General features: G+C 58.7%; 15 protein-coding genes. 4 read left to right on the forward strand and 11 right to left on the reverse strand.

From position 1 onward, the window contains the following. Positions 1–2: 2 nt before the first annotated feature. From ACJO5Y_RS13845 to pncC, 4 genes are all read right to left on the reverse strand, one after another. Positions 3–2,411, reverse strand: a complete 2,409-nt coding sequence (locus ACJO5Y_RS13845) for a Lon protease family protein (protein WP_406987971.1) — start codon at positions 2,409–2,411, stop codon at positions 3–5. Positions 2,412–2,566: 155 nt separating this feature from the next. After that, a complete protein-coding gene (locus tag ACJO5Y_RS13850) occupies positions 2,567–3,028 on the reverse strand; it encodes a flavodoxin family protein (RefSeq protein WP_406987972.1) in 462 nt (153 codons plus the stop codon). A gap of 27 nt (positions 3,029–3,055) precedes the next feature. Beyond that, entirely contained in the window at positions 3,056–4,105 is a 1,050-nt protein-coding gene (gene recA / locus ACJO5Y_RS13855; protein ID WP_406987974.1) for a recombinase RecA, read from the reverse strand. A 74-nt stretch (positions 4,106–4,179) separates the two neighbouring features. Continuing rightward, on the reverse strand, positions 4,180–4,680 hold the full coding sequence (gene pncC, locus ACJO5Y_RS13860) for a nicotinamide-nucleotide amidase (RefSeq protein ID WP_406987975.1): 501 nt from the start codon (positions 4,678–4,680) through the stop codon (positions 4,180–4,182). Positions 4,681–4,783: 103 nt separating this feature from the next. On the opposite strand from pncC, the gene mutS reads away from it, so the two are divergent. Both mutS and fdxA read left to right on the forward strand, forming a co-directional pair. After that, positions 4,784–7,423: a DNA mismatch repair protein MutS gene (gene mutS, locus ACJO5Y_RS13865; RefSeq protein WP_406987976.1), complete on the forward strand. Its 2,640-nt coding sequence runs from the start codon at positions 4,784–4,786 to the stop codon at positions 7,421–7,423. Between the two features lie 139 nt (positions 7,424–7,562). Further along, positions 7,563–7,886, forward strand: coding sequence for a ferredoxin FdxA (fdxA, locus tag ACJO5Y_RS13870; RefSeq protein WP_041342382.1), 324 nt, complete (start codon positions 7,563–7,565; stop codon positions 7,884–7,886). 80 nt (positions 7,887–7,966) lie between these two features. Here the strand turns inward: fdxA and ACJO5Y_RS13875 are convergent, their stop codons facing one another. The 6 genes from ACJO5Y_RS13875 to ACJO5Y_RS13900 form a co-directional block, all read right to left on the reverse strand. Then, a complete protein-coding gene (locus tag ACJO5Y_RS13875; protein WP_406988022.1) occupies positions 7,967–8,602 on the reverse strand; it encodes a LysE family translocator in 636 nt (211 codons plus the stop codon). Between the two features lie 34 nt (positions 8,603–8,636). After that, on the reverse strand, positions 8,637–9,671 hold the full coding sequence (locus ACJO5Y_RS13880; RefSeq protein ID WP_406987978.1) for a hypothetical protein: 1,035 nt from the start codon (positions 9,669–9,671) through the stop codon (positions 8,637–8,639). 138 nt (positions 9,672–9,809) lie between these two features. Next, positions 9,810–10,760, reverse strand: coding sequence for a DegV family protein (locus ACJO5Y_RS13885; RefSeq protein ID WP_406987980.1), 951 nt, complete (start codon positions 10,758–10,760; stop codon positions 9,810–9,812). Positions 10,761–10,870: 110 nt separating this feature from the next. Continuing rightward, the gene (locus ACJO5Y_RS13890) at positions 10,871–11,704 is read right to left on the reverse strand and encodes a metal-dependent hydrolase (RefSeq protein WP_406987982.1); all 834 of its coding nucleotides are present in this window, start codon (positions 11,702–11,704) and stop codon (positions 10,871–10,873) included. Between the two features lie 491 nt (positions 11,705–12,195). Then, entirely contained in the window at positions 12,196–13,572 is a 1,377-nt protein-coding gene (locus tag ACJO5Y_RS13895; RefSeq protein WP_406987984.1) for a solute carrier family 23 protein, read from the reverse strand. 96 nt (positions 13,573–13,668) lie between these two features. Beyond that, positions 13,669–15,297: an acyl-CoA synthetase gene (locus tag ACJO5Y_RS13900; protein ID WP_406987986.1), complete on the reverse strand. Its 1,629-nt coding sequence runs from the start codon at positions 15,295–15,297 to the stop codon at positions 13,669–13,671. A 173-nt stretch (positions 15,298–15,470) separates the two neighbouring features. Here ACJO5Y_RS13900 and ACJO5Y_RS13905 point away from each other — a divergent pair, with 173 nt between their 5' ends. Continuing rightward, the gene (locus tag ACJO5Y_RS13905; protein WP_406987988.1) at positions 15,471–16,949 is read left to right on the forward strand and encodes a sensor histidine kinase; all 1,479 of its coding nucleotides are present in this window, start codon (positions 15,471–15,473) and stop codon (positions 16,947–16,949) included. After that, on the forward strand, positions 16,942–17,589 hold the full coding sequence (locus ACJO5Y_RS13910; protein WP_406987990.1) for a response regulator transcription factor: 648 nt from the start codon (positions 16,942–16,944) through the stop codon (positions 17,587–17,589). The genes ACJO5Y_RS13905 and ACJO5Y_RS13910 overlap by 8 nt, the downstream gene beginning before the upstream one ends. On the opposite strand, the gene ACJO5Y_RS13915 is transcribed toward ACJO5Y_RS13910, so the two are convergent. Next, on the reverse strand, positions 17,575–18,984 hold the full coding sequence (locus ACJO5Y_RS13915) for an aminotransferase-like domain-containing protein (protein ID WP_406987991.1): 1,410 nt from the start codon (positions 18,982–18,984) through the stop codon (positions 17,575–17,577). The two genes, ACJO5Y_RS13910 and ACJO5Y_RS13915, sit on opposite strands and share 15 nt — an antisense overlap. Positions 18,985–18,990: the final 6 nt, after the last annotated feature.

Genomic DNA, 18,990 nt, shown 5'->3' on the forward strand with positions numbered 1-18,990 from the left:
GGTCAGTGGATTGACGGATCTTTGTGATCATCCCGGGCGTGTTCCTGCCGCTCATGCTCGCGCATTTTTTCGAGGCGTTGCTGGATAATGCCAAAAACACTCTGCTTCGGGTAGCGGCCCTTGGCATCGGCCTTGCCAGCAGGCTTACCCAGCAGCAATGTGATCGCCTCCTCCGCACGACTGACGGAATAAACCGCGAACTGATCCTTACGCACTGCCTGGACCACCTCGCTGTCCAACATCAGGTTCTGCACATTGGTGGCCGGAAGGATTACCCCCTGGGCACCCGTAAGGCCGCCCTTGAGCTGACAGGTGTAGAAAAAACCTTCAACCTTCTCGTTGACGCCGCCAATCGGCTGTATCTCGCCAAACTGGTTCACCGAACCGGTAATCGCCAGATCCTGACGAACCGGCAGTCCGGACAATGCGGACACCAGGGCACACAACTCTGCCAGAGAAGCACTGTCACCATCCACTTCCCCGTAGTTCTGCTCGAACGTCAGGCTGGCAGACAGATGCATGGGGTCATTGACGGCAAAATGGGCTGCCAGCCAGGAGCTGAGGATCATCACCCCTTTCGAGTGGATATTCCCGCCCAGTTTGACATCCCGTTCAATGTCCATCACCGCGCCATCACCATAATAGCAGGTGGCGGTAATCCGGTTTGACAAGCCAAATTCGAAACCACCCGTGGACAGCACCGACAGAGCATTCACCTGCCCGACGCAAGTCCCTGTCGTGGACACCAGTGTCGAGCCATCACGGATGGAATCATAGAACTGATCGCGGATGCGGCTGCTGCGATACTTCGCGCTCTCCAGCGCACGCTCCACATGAATATCCTGAATCAACCGGGCCCCCGCCTGACGGGCCCAGAAATCCGATTCCCGCAGCAGGTTGGCAATGTCCGCCGCATGCAGGGAAAGACGATCCTGATGATCGGCCATACGGGCACTGTATTCGATGATCCGCGCCACCGCCTTATTGTTGCAGTGCAGCAGTTTCTTCTCGTTGACCAGGCTGGCAATGAACTTGGCGTACAGCAACTGGCTGTCATCGGTGCGGTACATTTCGTTCTCGAAATCCGCAGTAACCCGGAACAGCTCGGCAAACTCGGGATCGTAATCCTGTAGCAGCATCCAGGTTTCGCGGTCACCGAACAGTACAATCTTGACGTCCAGGGGAACGGCTTCCGGTTCGATGGAAATGGTTCCGGACAGGGTCATTTCCCGCTCCAGGGAATTGATCTGGATCGATTTGGACCGCAATGCCCGCTTCAGGCCGTCCCAGACAAATGGCTGTTCCAGCACCTTGATGGCATCCATCAACAGGTAGCCGCCATTGGCCCGGTGCAGGCTCCCCGGCCGAATCAGGGAGAAGTCGGTAAACACCGTGCCCTTGTAGGTCACGTTCTCCACATAACCGAACAGGTTGTGGTAGGTCGGATTGTCTTCCACCACCACCGGAACCTCATCGGTTTTCTGGTGTACCAAGACGTTGACCAGATAGCGGCGGGGCATTTTCTTGTCCAGAGAGGCGTAGGCAATAGCGGCCTGCTCCTCATTGTCTTCAAGAAAGATATCCAGGCTTTCAGCCAGATCAGCGCGCACCGCCTCGAAATAGGCCACTACTTCTGGCAGGTCCCTGTATTTGGCAATCAACTCGTCAAGCTGGTGCCCGGAAATGCCCTCCAGAGTCTCCTGATTAAGGGCCATCTGCTTCTCGGCGTACTCCTGTTCCCAGTCCGCCAGTTTACGCAGCGCCTGGCGCAGCTTTTTCTCAAGCTTGTTGATGGAGTCCTCGAACTTGTCGCGCTGCTCCTCCGTCAGCTCCTTGAACGATTCAGCGGTATGGGGTTCGTCTCCATTCATCGCCACCAAGCGGTAACCGCCCGGTGTCGAGACCGTCAGGCTGACCTTCTTGCGCTTGGCCTGGCTGGCCACTTTTTCCAGTTCGTCTTCCTGCTTTTTTCCATACTCGTTCTTGAGCTGTTCCGCGCGCTCCAGGAAACTGTCGCTGTCAAACGTCTGGGGGATCATTTTCATCAGCCGCCCCATCAGCTGTTCCATATCCTGCTTCAGGGCATTGCCCTTGCCCGCGGGCAAACGGAGCAGCTTTGGTATACGGGGCTCTTCGAAATTGGCCACATAACACCAGTCATGGCTACTCTGCTCGGTGTCCACATGATGCTCAAGATACCGGAGCATCATGGTGCGCTTGCCCAGACCGTTACGGCCGACAGCATAGACGTTGTAACCGCTGTGGGGCATCGCCAGCGCGAAACGGACGGCTTCCTGGGCGCGGTTCTGGCCAACGATTTCAGCCAGCGGTTCCAGTTGCCGGGTGGTCTTGAATGGCAGATCTTTTAGTACACAGGCTTTGTAAAGCTGATGCAGGGACAGTGACTTCAAGGTTCGGTCCTGTAACGGTCAGAATGCTTTGGCGATCCCTTTTCGGGTGTCGGACCGCCAAACGTGTTAGTTCCATGGCCGGTCATTGTAGAATCTGCCGCCCGCTATGTCGCGTTCCCACCAAAGATTTCTGCAATCGTTACGCCGGGCATGCGTTACAACAGACCGGCATCAAGGCTGGCTGCCACGTACATCCCCAGTTCCCGACACTGCTCCTCAAACTCGTGCTTATAGTCGCCACGGCAGATCAGCGGTTCCTGTACGAGTTTCCAGCGCAGGCCGGTGGTGATGCTTTCGATAGCGCGGTTGGTGCCGGTGCCGTCGTGGCCGGCGCGGATGTAGTAGGCAAAGGGCAGGCCCTGGGTCAGTTCCAGGCAGGGGTAGTAGCTGCGGTCAAAGAAGTCTTTGAGGGCGCCACTCATGTAACCGAGGTTTTCGGTGGTGCCGAGGATAATGGCGTCGCAGGCGAGGATGTCATCGGGGCCAGCCTCCAGCGGTGCTTTGACCACTACTTCGACGGCCTCGATGTCTTCATGGCGGGCGCCTTCTTTAACGGCGTCGCGCAATCGGAGGGTATTCGGGGAAGGTGCGTGGGCGACGATTAGCAGTCGTTTCATTGCGTCCTCCCCCGAAAGGCTAAAACCTTAAAGCAGTTCACCGCTGGCTTCCGCCGGCTCTTCGGCTGCCGCTTCCTTCTTGGAAACCGGCTTCGGCATCAGCTTGTCACGCACCTTGGCTTCGATTTCGTGGGCGATTTCCAGGTTTTCTTCAAGGTACTTGCAGGCATTGGCCTTGCCCTGGCCGATCTTGTCACCGTTGTAGGCGTACCAGGCTCCGGACTTGTCCACGAAACCTTCTTTCACGCCCATGTCGAGCACTTCGGCCATGTGGTAGATGCCCTTGCCGTACATGATCTGGAACTCGGCCTGCTTGAACGGCGGGGATACCTTGTTCTTGACGACTTTAACGCGGGTTTCGTTGCCTACCACTTCGTCGCCGTCTTTAACGGCACCGATGCGACGGATGTCGAGACGAACAGATGAGTAGAATTTCAGGGCGTTGCCACCGGTAGTGGTTTCCGGGGAACCGAACATAACGCCGATCTTCATGCGGATCTGGTTGATGAACACCAACAGGCAGCTGGCGTGCTTGACGTTACCGGTCAGCTTACGCAGGGCCTGGGACATCAGGCGGGCCTGCAGGCCAACGTGGCTGTCACCCATTTCGCCTTCAATTTCGGCTTTTGGCGTGAGGGCCGCAACGGAGTCGACGATGATGACGTCAACCGCATTGGAGCGAACCAGCATGTCGGCGATTTCCAGGGCTTGCTCGCCAGTGTCTGGCTGGGAGACCAGCAGTTCGTCCACATTCACGCCCAGCTTTTCGGCATAGATGGGATCCAGGGCGTGTTCGGCGTCGACGAAGGCGCAGGTTTTACCCTCTTTCTGGGCTTCGGCAATCACCTGGAGGGTCAGCGTGGTTTTACCGGAGCTTTCCGGGCCGTAGATTTCGACAATCCGCCCGTATGGAAGGCCGCCAATACCAAGGGCAACATCCAGCCCGAGGGAGCCGGTGGACACCGCAGGAATGGCTTCACGGGGCTGGTCGCCCATTTTCATCACGGCGCCCTTGCCGAACTGGCGCTCGATCTGGCTCAGTGCTGCGCTTAATGCTTTCTTGCGGTTGTCTTCCATCGGTGCGAAACCCTCATTCCTGTATATTTGAACAGTATTAAAACATAACCCGTCGGCGAGACCAACCCCTGTTTTCAGGCTGCCCCGACAAACGCTGCAACCCCCTGAAGTGCATACAAAACAGCCTGCCTTCGGACCTCATCCCGATCACCCGGGAAGCATTCTACCCTGGCCACGGTATCGTCCGGGGCGGTGCCCCAGGCAAACCAGACCGTGCCCACAGGCTTGTCATCACTGCCGCCACCAGGGCCGGCTACACCACTGATCGCTACCGCCACGCCAGCACCGGTAGCGGCCAGGGCGCCCGCCACCATTTCCCGCACCACCGGTTCGCTGACGGCACCATGTTCTTCCAGGGACGTTTCGGTGACGCCAAGCAGTTTTATTTTTGCCTCATTGCTGTAAGTCACCAACCCCGCCTCTACATAGGCAGAAGATCCGGCGCGGTCAGTCAGCACCTTGGCGACCCAGCCGCCTGTGCAGCTCTCAGCCGTGGCTATCGTGCGTTCCTGACGGATCAATTCATCCCCGAGACGATTCCCGGCATCCGCGAGTTGCTCATCGGTAACAGACATAATCCTCTCCCTCGTTTCATCCGGAGCATTAGGAGCTATTCAGAGGCTCCCTATTTTCTTACAATCCCCGACTCTGTAAAAAGCCAATGACCCGGACGCCTTCATGTCAGTAGCTCAGACCGACCTTTCCCAGCACACGCCGATGATGAGGCAATACCTCAAAATCAAGGGCGAGCACCCCAATGAACTGGTGTTCTACCGCATGGGGGACTTTTACGAGCTGTTCTACGATGACGCCAAAAAAGCGGCGGAGCTGATGGACATCACGCTCACCGCCCGTGGTCAGTCCGGTGGCAGCCCGATTCCCATGGCCGGAATTCCGTACCATTCCGCTGAAGGTTACATTGCACGGCTGGTGCGGGCAGGTCAATCCATCGCCATTTGCGAACAGATTGGTGATCCGGCCACCAGCAAGGGCCCGGTGGAGCGACAGGTCGTTCGCATCGTCACACCCGGCACACTGAGTGACGACGCTTTCCTGGAGGACCGTCGCGACAATCTGCTGGTGGCGATCTACAACCACCGCGAACAGTTCGGCTTTTCCTCCCTGGACATCTCCAGTGGTCGTTTTGCCGTGTCTGAACTGGAGAACCTGGAAGCCCTCCAGGGAGAACTCCAGCGCCTGCGCCCGGCGGAGATTCTGATCAGCGAGGATTTCCCCTACGAGGAGCTGCTGGAAGGTTTCACCGGTATTCGCAGGCAGGGCCCCTGGCTGTTTGAACCCGACACCGCCCGCCGGGTGATTACCCAGCAACTCCAGGTGCGGGACCTGACCGGCTTTGGCTGCGAGGAACTGACCCTGGCGATCTGCGCTGCCGGCTGCCTGTTGCAATACGCCCGGGAAACCCAGCGTACAGCCCTGCCCCATATTCGCAAGCTGACCCGTGAGCGCCGGGAAGAAGCCGTTATCCTGGACGCCACCAGCCGCCGCAACCTGGAAATCGACACCAACCTGATGGGCGGCCACCAGCACACGCTCGCCTGGGTGATGGACAGAACCGCCACTTCCATGGGTGGCCGCGAGCTTCGCCGCTGGCTCAACCGGCCGCTGCGAGACGTGGAAGTGGTGCAACAGCGCCAGCAAGCAGTTTCCGCCCTGCTGGATGGATTCCACTATGAGCCGGTTCACGATCTTCTGAAAACCGTGGGGGATATTGAGCGGGTACTTGCTCGGGTCGCGCTGCGATCAGCTCGCCCCCGGGACCTGGCCCGGATGAGGGATGCGTTTCAGGCCCTGCCGGACTTGCAAGAGGCACTGAAGCCGGTCAACTCCCACCACGTCGTCAAACTGGCGTCCATCATCGGGGAATACCCGGAACTGGCTGACCTGCTGGAGCGGTCCATCATCGACAACCCGCCCGTGGTGATCCGCGACGGCGGCGTCATCCGCGAAGGCTTTGATGAAGAGCTGGACGAGCTGCGCAACATCAGCGAGAACGCCGGCCAGTACCTGTTGGATGTGGAAACCCGGGAGAAAGAACGTACCGGCATCAGCACCCTGAAGGTGGGCTACAACAGGGTTCACGGCTATTACATCGAAATCAGCCGCGCCCAGTCCGACCAGGCGCCGGTGGACTACATCCGCCGCCAGACCCTGAAGAATGCCGAACGTTTTATCACGCCGGAACTGAAAGAATTCGAGGACAAAGCCCTGAGCGCCAAGAGCCGCGCCCTGGCCCGGGAAAAATCCCTCTACGACGAGGTGCTGGAAACCGTCGCCGCGGAACTGGCGCCCCTGCAGGATGCCGCCCAGGCCCTTGCCGAACTCGACGTACTGAGCAACTTTGCCGAGCGCGCCACCAGTCTGCGCTTCTGCGCGCCCGAGTTCAGTGAGATGCCGGGCTTTGATATCGAGGAAGGCCGTCATCCGGTTGTAGAGCAGTTGCTGAGCGAGCCTTACGTGCCCAACGACCTGCTGATGGATACCCAGCGTCGCATGCTGGTGATCACCGGCCCCAACATGGGCGGTAAGTCCACCTACATGCGTCAGGCGGCACTGATTGCCCTGCTGGCCTATACCGGCAGCTTCGTACCGGCCAATCGTGCGATCGTGGGGCCGGTGGACCGTATTTTCACCCGCATGGGTTCTTCCGACGATATTGCCGGCGGCCGCTCCACCTTCATGGTGGAAATGACGGAAACCGCCAACATTCTCCACAACGCCACCGAGTACAGTCTGGTGCTGATGGACGAGGTGGGGCGTGGTACCAGTACCTTCGACGGCCTGTCCCTGGCCTGGGCCACCGCCGAGCACCTGGCCAAGGAAACCCGTTGCTACACCCTGTTCGCCACCCATTACTTCGAGCTGACGCAACTGGCCGAAGAGCTGCGGCACGCAGTCAACGTGCACCTGACTGCCACCGAACACGATGACAGCATTGTGTTCCTGCACAACGTCCACGACGGCCCGGCCAGTCAGAGCTACGGCCTGCAGGTGGCCAAGCTCGCCGGGGTTCCCCAGGACGTTATCCGCAATGCCAGGGCCCAGTTGACCCATCTGGAAGGCAACAGCACACCGGTGAATCCGGTTGCGCCGACACAGGCAGGCGGGCAAGGAGAAGCCAGGACCACGCCAACCGCCAGCGAACCACGGGTCAATGAACCGGTATGGCAGGGGGATATGTTCGCCAGCATGGAGCCAAGCGCGGTAGAGGAAGCCCTGAAAACACTCGACGTGGATGACCTGACACCGCGGGAAGCGCTGAACCGGCTGTACGAATTAAAACAATTAATGGCGAGGTAGACGGCAAATCCGGCCGGATTGATCTATGTAATAAGTTTATAGCGGCCTGACGCTTGCGGGAGCGGGGGTCGCTCCCTACAATATCGCGCACTTCATATTATAAACTGATGAGACTGACCACTGGACCAGGAATCAAACTATGGCCTTTATCGTTACTGATAACTGTATCAAGTGTAAATACACCGACTGCGTAGAGGTGTGTCCGGTTGACTGCTTCTACGAAGGCCCGAACTTTCTGGTGATCGACCCGGACGAGTGTATTGACTGCGCCCTGTGCGAACCAGAATGCCCTGCCGAGGCGATTTTCTCCGAAGATGAACTGCCCGCCGATCAGGTCGAGTTTGTTGAGCTCAACGCTGACCTGGCTGGCAAATGGCCGAACATCACCGAGAAGAAAGATCCGCTTCCGGACGCCGAAGAATGGGATGGCAAGCCCAACAAGCTCCAGTACCTGGAGAAGTAATCCCAGCGCGTCCCGTGACGCGAATCAAGAAAAAGGGAAGCCTCGGCTTCCCTTTTTCTTTGCCCGGCCGGAAACCTGCATCAGTTCGTCGCCAGCTTTGCCCCCATGGCCACAAAGAACCCGCCCGTCAACGCATTCAGCGCACGCTTGAGCCGGACACTGGCGCCCAGGCCCCGGAACCGGACAACCACCCACGCCAGCCCGCATTGCCAGAACATCGCCAACAGGAAATGCACCCCCGCCAGAATCAATGACTGCTGGAATGCATTGCCCGACGGATCAACGAACTGCGGCAACAATGCCATGTAGAACAACGCGGTTTTGGGGTTGAGAACGTTGGAAAGCAGGCCTTCCCGAAAAGACAGCCAGCGGGAAACAGGGCGCCGGGCCACCGGGGGTTCGACGGCGCTGGGTTCATCGCCGCGTTTGATGGCCTGCCGCAGGGAACCGATGCCCAGCCACACCAGGTAGCAGGCGCCTGCCCACTTGAGCGCGGAGAAGGCCCAGGCCGTTTCCACCAACAGAATGGAAATACCCAGCGCGGACAGCGAGGCATGAATGAACAGGCCGCTACAGATACCCACGCTGGTCACGCAGCCATCCTTCAGTCCACCCCGGCCGGTGTTGCGCATCACCAGCAGGGTATCGACTCCCGGGGTGACGGTCAGCAGCGTGATGGCCACAAGGTAGGCCCAGAACAGTTCCGAAAACAACAGCGCCTCCACTTATGCAAGCCGGAGGCGCTGGCTGTCAGGCCTCCTGCTGGAGAATCTTTTGCGCCGCGGCGGATTTGTAGAACGGTGACAAGCGGCGGCGAACCAGGGCCTCAACATAACCCTCTTCCCGCAAAACGTCCACAACGGGCAGGATGAAACCATCGATCTCCGCCATGATGACCTCTCTGGTAACGCCAACGTCATTCAGGAGGTCGGAAATGGGCCGGTCACCGTATTTGGCGAACAGATGAGACACCACCGCCCTGACGCAGCCTTCAAAGTACGGCGTCTTACGGAACTGCAGCCAGAACTCGTACCCCATGACCACGAATTCCTGCAGCTGAATGTCACCCAACCCTTCGTGCAGGTCTTCAATGGTGCGATCTTCCACCGCCACCCAGGCCGCCATCACGCTGTCTCGCAGCTCACTGTCGGACAGGGCGCGATGCAGGAACTGTTCACTGCGATTGATCAGCCCGGGCAGGCTGTCGGACAGCCATGCCTTGATCCGCCGTTCGAAGGTCTCGTCCAGGCCGGGCACGGCCCTGTTGGCCATGCGCTTGCCAAACTTCATTACCGAGCCCACCGCCGGAACCGACTTGGTAATCAGGTTGTCTTCATAGAGATAATTGACCAGCCCGTGATACACCACATTGGAGACCAGCTCCTGGTAGACCGGGTGGGCCATGATTTCGCCGATGATCCGTTCCCGCTGCTGCCGTAACTCCAGCGCCTCCTCCAGGAAACCGGTGGCCTGCTCGCGGGTAAGGATCTCGCCCAGGGTTGTCTCGGCCTGTACCGGGGCATTCAGCACCTCCGTGGCCATTTCCGCAGCCATTTCAGGAAGCCCGTCCCCCAACTCCATATCCACAACGATGCGCTGAATCACCCCCATCACCTGCTCTTCCGACGTAATCCGGCCCAGGGTAACTTCGTCGGCGTAACTCAGCAGCTCACTGACCTCATTTTCTACAAACTTGCGCAGTTTCGCGCCCTTCAGCGCCGCCATTTCATGCTTGACGTGCTGCTCCAGCAGCTCGTTGGCGAGATCCGTATTGCCTTTTGTCATGGTGTCAGCTGTCCTGTTTCTGGAATGAAATCCGATGGCCAGAGGCTAACACGAAGACCGGCCGGAACGGTTTGCCAAAAATACAGGTAAGCAGGTGCGGTCGGGTCAGTTGCAACCGGCCACACAGGAGACAGGTGATTACTGAAAATCTTTAAAATCATGGGGTTCCGCCGCCAGGGACAGGCAGAGGCTGCCAGGCCCCACATAGATACTGCTGGTAATCCCCATCTGGGAGAGCAGTAACTCCACACCGTTACGTTCGCAGGCATTCCTGAGTTGGTTCAGCCCCGGAAGATCCTCGATTTCGGTCCAGGTCAGCCCACAGGAAAGACTGACATAGGGAGTAAGCAAACCCGCTTCAACCCTGGCCGCGGCATAGTTCATCACTTTCTCGACCGCCACATCAAAGCTCCGGGTTTTTGCCACTGGCTGACCTTCCGCCCCCTGACCAAAAAGCACCGGCGTGATATTCAATGCCTTGCCGAGAAATGCCACCAGGGCCGATACACTCTTGTCCCCGCGCCTGCGAGCACGCTCCCGAATATAATGGAGGTCCCGCGGAATCACGCAGGTATAGATCTTGTCGGTAAAGGTTTCCACTTCATGGCGCAGGGCGTTCTTGGAGAGTTTTTGTCCGATCAGTTTGAGAGTATGGGCCGCCAGCAGCCCCTGACCGGCAAAAATCTGTTTGCTATCGATCACCCGCATCGAAAACTTGCCTTCCCGCCCCGCGGCCTCACGTGCCCGCTGGTAGTGAGACATCACGCTGTTCATCGCTTCCGTAGCATTCTGGTAGATCAGGCTGCGGGTTCTGGTCACGGTCTCACAGATCGCCACATCAAATTGGGTAACAATTTTCTCCATAAACAGATCGTGGATCTGTTTCGGGGTGAATGCCTGAGTATCCGCCTGGTGTCCCCTTTGCAGCAGACCACTCTGGTAGAACTCCTGGGTACGGACCGGGTCGTGTTCGTCAATATAGGTCTGGCCGTCGATCACGGCGGTAACGGGAAGAACAAACAGGTCGTGCTTGCGGCTGAACTCGTAGGGCAGATCGCACGCAGAATCCACGATTAGACCAACTCGCATGGGGGCCTCCAGCTGTGGGAACTTCCTGGCATGGAATTCCCTTTTTATTGTCGTTGTTTTTGGCAGCAGCCAGTCTTGCACAAAGTGATCATTATTTCAGCAATCACCTATTACGAATCCGACGCCACGTTTTCCAGCTCCCGCAGATTGTCCTCCAGAAGTGATCGGTTATCCTGCTGCCACGGGTGAAAGCCTTTACGAAAATAAGCCATGAAATCCGGCATGCACTTGCGCAGCACCCCGGGCTTACCCCAAAGGAAATTCAGACCGCCCATCCAGGTCCGCAGGCTCCAGAGTTTGCCGTCGGTTTTCAGCAGGCTGCAGGTATTAATGAAGGTGTACTTGAAGAAGTTCCAGGTCACGAACAGGAAGACAATGCGCCGTAGCCGCTCATTGCCGATACAGTGACGGTAGACATCAAAGGCAACGGACTTGTGCTCGGTTTCTTCAATGGCGTGCCAGCGCCACAAGGCCCTCATGGTCGGCGTTGCGCCGTCCATCCACTCGGGATGGCTGAGGATCGCATTGGCCAGCACGGCAGTGTAATGCTCCGCGCCACAGGTGCCTGCAAGCTGGCGGCTCGGGGGAAGCCGGCCCACCCACGCCATGTGCTTGCGGAATCTCCGGTCCAGCCCTTCGATGTCATAACCACGGGCTTTCAGGGCTTCGTTATAGCTCTTGTGTTCACGACTGTGCAGCGCTTCCTGACCGATAAAGCCGCGAATTTCCTCTGCCAGCTTGGGGTCATCAACCCTGTCCCGATACAGACGTACGGCATTGATGAACTGCTGCTCGCCGTCGGGAAACTGCAGGGATAACGCGTTGAAAAACGCGGTACGGAAGGCATCGTTCCCGTGCCACAGGGTTTTAAGGTCGTCGGCGACGTCGAACCGCATGTGCCGGGGAGCAACGTTCACACCGTCGGGCGTGGAGCTGATGGTCATGACTGCCTCCGGTTTTTATGGTTATGGAGTGGCGGACGAAAAATAACCAGCCAAATCAGTTTAAACCTGGAAAGCAGAGGGAAGGAAGTCGATGACAGGCAAAACCAGACAAATTGTCACGAAATGACATCAGTGTCCCGTCTGGCTAATTCGTTAACCCACTGCGTACCACTGGTGCCTCTGGCCAAGGCGCCAGTCCGTAGGTGTGGTGGTTCCACATCAAGGGCTGGCAACACAGGCCCAGAGGCACCAGCGGTACGCCCTTCGGGAGCCCCTGAAAGCCTTGAGAGCGGTGTTGCGTCGGCTCGATTTGGAACCACCAAACCTTCACCACCGCGCCTTGCTCTCAAGGCTTTCAGGGGCTCAGTGGGTTAACGAATTAGCCAGACGGGACACTAGTCAAAAAAAGGGGAGGTATGGCAGTGCCGATACCTCCCGAAGGACACACAGGGGTTGGGTCGCCTCCGGTGCAGAAGCCGGAGGCGACCGGTTTAGTGCTCTTCCGCGGCTTGCACACCCGGCGCTTCGGGGTCCGCGGTGAAACCAAGCAGTTTGGTACGTTCAATCAGGAAATACAGGACCGCGCCGGTCGCCAGCCCCCAGCCCGCGCCGTAGACCGCGAGCACCACACCCATGGTGCCGGCGATACCACGCTCGGTGTTGTTCTCCAACTGCTCCAGCCCCACCATCAGGCAGATGTAACCGGTCAGCAGCAGGGTCAGTGACAACGCAATCGGCAGTACCGGCTGGAAGAAGCTCACCAAGGGCAATACGAACAGCGCGATGAAACCGGTAATCCAGAAGGTGCCGCCGCCGCTGTAGATGGAGTCCATGGCGTTACGGCCATACTTGTAACGCTCCGCCATGGTGGCGGTAACCGCCGTCCAGATCGGGCCAGCGAGGCCGGGGTACGGTGCGAAGAAGGCGTGGCCACCGTTGCGAATGGCAGTCACCAGGTGAACGCGATCGATGCTGTTGTCGATGTCCTCGTCCTTGCGCAGATGATCCACGCGGTTCATCAGCGACTGGCCGACAACGATGTCGCCAAAGGCAATGACGTAGGCAATCACCGCCGTGGGAATGGCGTACATGAACACTTCGGCATCCGGGAAGCCAACCGCAAACGGCAGGTAGTTCCACAACTCGTCAAACGCCGGTTTGGTAATGCCCCACTCCACGTTCGGAACCGCATACTCACCGGTAGCAAAGCCCACCAGAATGGCAACCACCATCCCCGGCACCATGCCGTAGTTGGCGATCTTGCGGGCAAAATTACTGGTATCCACGAAACCCTTGAACGACACCGAGAACATCAGGTACAGACACACCAGGCCACCCACAATCAGCGAGATCGGGGTTTCCGCCAGCCGTCCGCCGGCCTCGATTTCGCCCATCAGCGCGGCGATACCGGCGCCGATGATGATGCCACCTTTCATCGAGCGGGGAATCAGCTCCACCAGCTTGCTGCCGAGGCGGGTAATCCCCAGCACCAGAAAGATGATGAACACCAGGAACTGCAGTGCGAACAGGGCCTGAATGGCTTCGGGGCCGGGTTCGTAATCACTCAGAAACAGCAGCACCACCGGAATGCCCGGGGTAATCCAGCCCGGCACCAGCGGCACACCGAGCAGCGCCGGCAGCATGAAGCCGATGCCACAAATGACCACGTAAGCCAGCGCCACGTCATAAGGCACGCCCAGGTATTTCTCCAGCAGCGGAATCATCGCCAGACTGACCACGAACATGATCAGCGCCTGGACCATCTCCGCAGATTCCCAGCGATAATGGACAAACGGCAGGCGAACCTTGAAGGGTCCTGCGGGCCAGTACGGCTGCTCTTCCCCGTTGTTGCGATGAAAAATTTGCATAATAAGGCCTCCGGGTGCACGCAGAAGCGTGCACCTGATGTTGTTTTTGTGAGGGTGTTTAAGAGGCGCTGAGCGCCAGGTCAGCGGCGAGCTCGGTTATTCCAGCTCTTTGGCCTGGTCACGCAGCACAAACTTCTGGATCTTGCCGGTGGACGTCTTCGGCAGCTCCGAGAAAACCACCGTCTTGGGCACCTTGAAGCGGGCCAGGTGCTCGCGACAGAAACTGATAATGTCTTCCTCGCTGACATCGCCGGCTTCCGGCTTGAGGGTCACGAAAGCACACGGTGTTTCACCCCATTTCTCGTCCGGACGGGCAACCACTGCCGCCTCGAGTATCGCCGGATGACGGTAGAGCGTGTCTTCCACCTCAATGGTGGAGATATTCTCGCCGCCTGAAATGATGATGTCTTTCAGACGATCCTTGATTTCCATGTAGCCGTCTTCATGCCATACCGCCAGATCCCCGGTATGGAACCAGCCGCCACGGAAAGCTTCCTTCGTGGCTTTCGGGTTCTTCAGGTAACCCTTCATCACGGTATTGCCGCGCAGGAAGATCTCGCCGATGGTTTTGCCATCCTTCGGCACCGGTTCCATGGTATTGGAATCGCCCACCATGGTGCCGGCCAGAGTGTGATAACGAACGCCCTGACGAGCCTTCTTTCTGGCGCGATCATGGAGCGGCAACGCATCCCATTCGGATTTCCAGGCACAAACGGTGACTGGGCCATACACTTCGGTCAGGCCGTACACGTGAGTCACCGCAATGCCCATTTCCTCAATGGCGCCAATCACCTGCGCAGGGGGCGCGGCGCCGGCGGTCATGGACTTCACTTCGTGATCGATCCCAGTCTTGGCGGACTCGGGCACGTTCAGCAGCGCATTCAGCACAATCGGCGCGCCGCACATGTGGGTGACCTGATGATCGCGGATCAACTGCAGGATCTTTTCCGGGTCTACCCGACGCAGGCACACGTGAGTACCGGCCATGGCGGTAATGGTCCAGGGGAAACACCAGCCGTTGCAGTGGAACATTGGCAGGGTCCAGAGATACACCGGATGCATGTCCATGGACCAGACCGCCTGGTTACCGAGGGCGTTGATGTAGGCGCCACGGTGGTGATAGACCACCCCCTTGGGGTTGCCGGTGGTACCAGAGGTGTAGTTCAGGGAAATCGCATCCCACTCGTTTTCCGGGAAACGCCACGCATAGTTCGGATCCCCTTCCTGGAGGAAGGCTTCATAGTCCAGGTCACTGACCTGGGTGCCTTCGCCGTATTCCGGATCGTCCACGTCAATCACCAGCGGCTTGGCGTCCAGGCGGCTGATGGCATCGCGGATAACTTCGCCGAATTCGCGATCGGCGATCACCACCTTCGCCTCACCATGCCCCAGCATGAATGCGATGGCTTCCGCGTCCAGGCGAACGTTGAGGGTATTGAGCACCGCGCCTATCATCGGCACCCCAAAATGGCACTCCACCATAGCGGGAATATTGGGCAGCATTACCGCCACGGTGTCACCACGGACAATACCGCGACCGGCCAGGGCCGAAGCGAGACGGCGGCTGCGGTCATATGTCTGCTGCCAGGTATAGCGCAGCGCCCCGTGAATCACCGCCGGGTAGTCCGGGTACACACTGGCGGTGCGCTCGATGAAATCAATGGGAGACTGAACAGCGTAGTTGGCATCAAGGGGCCCAAGGCCCTGGTCAAAAATCGAGGTCATGGTTGTGGTCCTCTGTGAGCTGCATTGTTCTTATGGTGTATTCAGGGAGTACGCTATAACAGCTATACTTCGATATAGACGAAATAGTATTTGATAGTGATTATACTAGAAATTACACCAATGTATTATAGTGCATATACTATAACAATATCAGATAGTGAGATGTCATTCCCTTGACCAAGCTTAGCCCACTTCAGGACTTCGACCCGGAAGCCACCCTTATTCTGGATGGCAACGCACAGGTGAAAGGTAAAAACCTGGCAGTATCAAAGCTTTGCCGGCACTGTCATCACAAAGAGGCAGCGGCCTTGCTCCCGGTAAACACCCGGGCTCTGGTGAAGGCTTGCCTGGACCAGAAGCGGGCCATTGAATCGGTTGAAAGCCGGGTGGCCGACTGCATCTTGCTGTGGACCTTTATACCGGCGCCCGACACCGGTGAGGTGATTGCACGCGGGCGCAATGCCACTGAAGAGATCCAGGCCCGGGACGAGGCAGCCCGCGCCAGCCGGTTGTATCGCCTGATCACCGAAAACACCACGGACCTGATCTCTCGCCACGCGCCCGATGGGCAGTTCATTGATGCCACCCCCGCATCCTGGCGTTTACTGGGTTACTGGCCCGAGGAACTTCGCGGCAAACCCCTGGAAGACATCTTTCGGGGAACCGGAGTGAGCCAGCAGTTGGAGGAGGCCCGGCGCAAGCTCCGGGACGATGGCTACGCCACCATGACCCTGAACATTACCCATCGGGACGGCAGCAAACGCTGGTTCGAGATTGCCAGCCGTGCCATTCGCGAGACCTATACCGGCTCGGTGATTGAGGTTGTCAGTGTGTCGCGGGATATTACCGCGCGGGTGGAATCCGAAGAGAATAACCGGCGACTGGCCGATGAACTGGCCCACACCGCGCGCCTGGCCACCCTGGGCGAGCTGGCATCCAGCATTGCCCATGAGATGAACCAGCCCCTGGCCACCATCGTGAACTTTGCCAGCGCCAGTCAGCGATACCTGAAACAGGCGCGGGACAACCCGGATTGTCTGGACCGTGTGGACGATGGCCTGCAGCGCATCACCCACCACGCCAACCGGGCATCGGAAGTGATCAAGCGCCTGCGTGCATTCCTGCGTAAGGGCCAGAAACGCACCGCCCCCATTGCGGTCAACGACGTTATCACCAACGTGGCACGCCTGTGCCAGTGGGATGCGGAGAAACACGGCATCACCATCCGGGAGCAGCTTGCAGATCCCGGTCCGGTCATTACCGCCGACCCGGTCCTGTTGGAACAGGTGCTGATCAACCTGATTCGAAACGGCATCGACGCCAACATCGAATCAGCCAATGAGCGCCCATCCCGGATCACCCTTACTACCAGCGTTACCGGGGCCCGGGAAACCCTGATCCAGGTTACCGATCAGGGTCCGGGGCTGGACGCCGAAGGGCTGCGGCAGATGTTCACGCCGTTTTACACCAACAAGCCCCAGGGCCTTGGGCTCGGTTTGTCCATGAGCCGTTCCATCATTGAGGGTTTTGGCGGCTTCCTGGACGCTGCCAGGGCTGAACAGGGCGGGCTGACACTGACCTGCCGGTTTCCGCCCGCGACATCCTCACGCCATAAACCTGTCCATATAACGGAGACACCCCCACATGACTGACGCTTCCACCACCGTATACGTGGTCGATGACGATGCCGGCATGCTTGAATCCACCCAGTGGCTGTTGGAATCCGTTGGCCTCAACGTCCAGGCGTACGCGGACGGCCGCCAGTTTCTGGAGGCCCTGGCGGATGCCACCAGCGGCTGCGTGATCCTCGACGTAAGAATGCCCGGCCTGGGCGGACTGAATGTGCAGGAAGAATTGCAGAAGCGCGGTTCCCGGCTGCCGATTATCTTTGTGTCCGGGCATGCGGATGTGCCGATTGTCGTCAGGGCCTTCAAGTCAGGCGCCTTCGACTTCATCGAGAAACCGTTCAACGAGCAGTTGTTGCTGGACAGTGTGCAGCAGGCATTGCAGGAACATCAGCAAACCAGCCAGCAGCAACGCGGGGACGAGGATACCGAAGCGCTGATCGCCACCCTCACCCGACGGGAACGGGACGTGTTCCTGCCGTTGGCCCAGGGTTACACCAGCCGCGAGATCGCCGACATGCTGGATGTCAGTATCAAGACCATCGACCTGTACCGCTCCCGGGTGATGAAACGCCTGGGCGTGGAACGCATGCCGGATGTCACCGGCATCGCCATTGCCGCCGGGTTGATGGATCCGCTGGATCTGCGGAGCTCAGCCGTTCAGTGACTGTTCCGCCAGTTCGCCAAGCCTGCGTACGGCAGCTTCGATACGCTCGCTCCAGGGATTTGCGCTGTTCAGCCTGAGACAGTTGCTGTATTTGTCGGCAGTCGAGAACATCAGTCCCGGCGCCACATTGATATTTTCCTCCCGGGCCCGACGGTAGACTTCGGTGCCGGTATTCTTGCCCGGTAACTGGACCCAAAGCACAAACCCACCCTGGGGCCGGCTGACCGCCGTGCCCTCCGGGAACCAGCGTGCCACGGCGATGCGCATCCGCTCCGTGGTCTGCCGGTAATTCTGCCTGGCCGAACGCAGGTAGCGGTCATAACTGCCCTGCTCCAGGAAGTGGGCCACCGCCAGTTGCGGGATGCTCGAGGTCGCCAGATTGACGAAGTACTTGTGTTGCCGAGCCTCGGCCATATAACGCCCAGGCACCATCCAGCCCAGCCGAAGCCCCGGGGAAATGGTTTTCGAGAACGAACTGCAGTAAATCACATTACCGGTACGGTCAAAGGCCTTGGCCGGTCGCGGGCGTTCACCGCTATGGAACAGGTCGCCATAGATGTCGTCCTCTATCAACGGCACCCGCGCATCTTCCAACATGGTCACCAGCTGGCGCTTGCGCTCATCGGACATGCGCGCGCCCATCGGGTTGCTGTGATTGGTCACCACTACGCAGGCTTTGACCGGCCACTGCTCCAACGCCATTTCCAGGCCTTCCAGGCTCAGCCCGTCGGATGGGTGAGTGGGCACTTCAATGACCCGCAAGCCCACCACTTCCAGCGCATGAAGAATGCCGGGAAAAGAGGGAGACTCCACCACCACGATATCACCGGGTACGGTTACCGCACGGAGGGCCAGAATGATGGCTTCCTGGGCGCCATTGGTGGCGAGGATATCGTCTGCGGTCACCGGTACCCCGAGAGCGGCCATGCGCTGGGCCAGCTGGCGCCGGAAGGACTCCTTGCCCGGGAAGGCATAGTCCTGATATTCCAGACCCCGCCGGGCGGCCCAGAGGATGGACTGCTGAATCTGCCGTACTGGCAGAAAATCCGGGTGCGGGACCGCTGCAGCCAGGGGCACCATGCGCTTCTGTTCATCGGCACACAGTTCCAGGGCCATGTCCCGCGCACTGACAGGCATCGGTCGTGCACGGTAGCGCCGCATAACCGGCTCAGGCGCATCCTTTGCCGGCAACCGCACGAAGTAGCCACTGCGTTCACGGGCTTCCAGATACCCCCGGCCCTCCAGTGTCTGGTGCGCTTGCAGAACGGTCGAAATACTCACGCCAAACTGCCGGCTTAATACCCGAACTCCGGGCAAACGTTCGCCTTCGCGATAGACACCGTCGCGAATCAGGGCCTGAAGCTGATCTGCCACCTGATTATAGAGAATACCCATAGCGCT

This window comes from Marinobacter alkalisoli (assembly GCF_045449855.1).
Lineage (GTDB): Bacteria > Pseudomonadota > Gammaproteobacteria > Pseudomonadales > Oleiphilaceae > Marinobacter.

What these genes read in the sequence shown, in the direction of transcription:
- ACJO5Y_RS13900 (WP_406987986.1), bottom strand. Translation starts at nt 15,297, where the DNA reads ATGACCTCGATTTTTGACCAGGGCCTTGGGCCCCTTGATGCCAACTAC.
- ACJO5Y_RS13910 (WP_406987990.1), top strand. Translation starts at nt 16,942, where the DNA reads ATGACTGACGCTTCCACCACCGTATACGTGGTCGATGACGATGCCGGC.
- ACJO5Y_RS13880 (WP_406987978.1), bottom strand. Translation starts at nt 9,671, where the DNA reads ATGACAAAAGGCAATACGGATCTCGCCAACGAGCTGCTGGAGCAGCAC.
- recA (WP_406987974.1), bottom strand. Translation starts at nt 4,105, where the DNA reads ATGGAAGACAACCGCAAGAAAGCATTAAGCGCAGCACTGAGCCAGATC.
- ACJO5Y_RS13890 (WP_406987982.1), bottom strand. Translation starts at nt 11,704, where the DNA reads ATGACCATCAGCTCCACGCCCGACGGTGTGAACGTTGCTCCCCGGCAC.
- ACJO5Y_RS13885 (WP_406987980.1), bottom strand. Translation starts at nt 10,760, where the DNA reads ATGCGAGTTGGTCTAATCGTGGATTCTGCGTGCGATCTGCCCTACGAG.
- pncC (WP_406987975.1), bottom strand. Translation starts at nt 4,680, where the DNA reads ATGTCTGTTACCGATGAGCAACTCGCGGATGCCGGGAATCGTCTCGGG.
- fdxA (WP_041342382.1), top strand. Translation starts at nt 7,563, where the DNA reads ATGGCCTTTATCGTTACTGATAACTGTATCAAGTGTAAATACACCGAC.
- ACJO5Y_RS13915 (WP_406987991.1), bottom strand. Translation starts at nt 18,984, where the DNA reads ATGGGTATTCTCTATAATCAGGTGGCAGATCAGCTTCAGGCCCTGATT.
- mutS (WP_406987976.1), top strand. Translation starts at nt 4,784, where the DNA reads ATGTCAGTAGCTCAGACCGACCTTTCCCAGCACACGCCGATGATGAGG.
- ACJO5Y_RS13895 (WP_406987984.1), bottom strand. Translation starts at nt 13,572, where the DNA reads ATGCAAATTTTTCATCGCAACAACGGGGAAGAGCAGCCGTACTGGCCC.
- ACJO5Y_RS13850 (WP_406987972.1), bottom strand. Translation starts at nt 3,028, where the DNA reads ATGAAACGACTGCTAATCGTCGCCCACGCACCTTCCCCGAATACCCTC.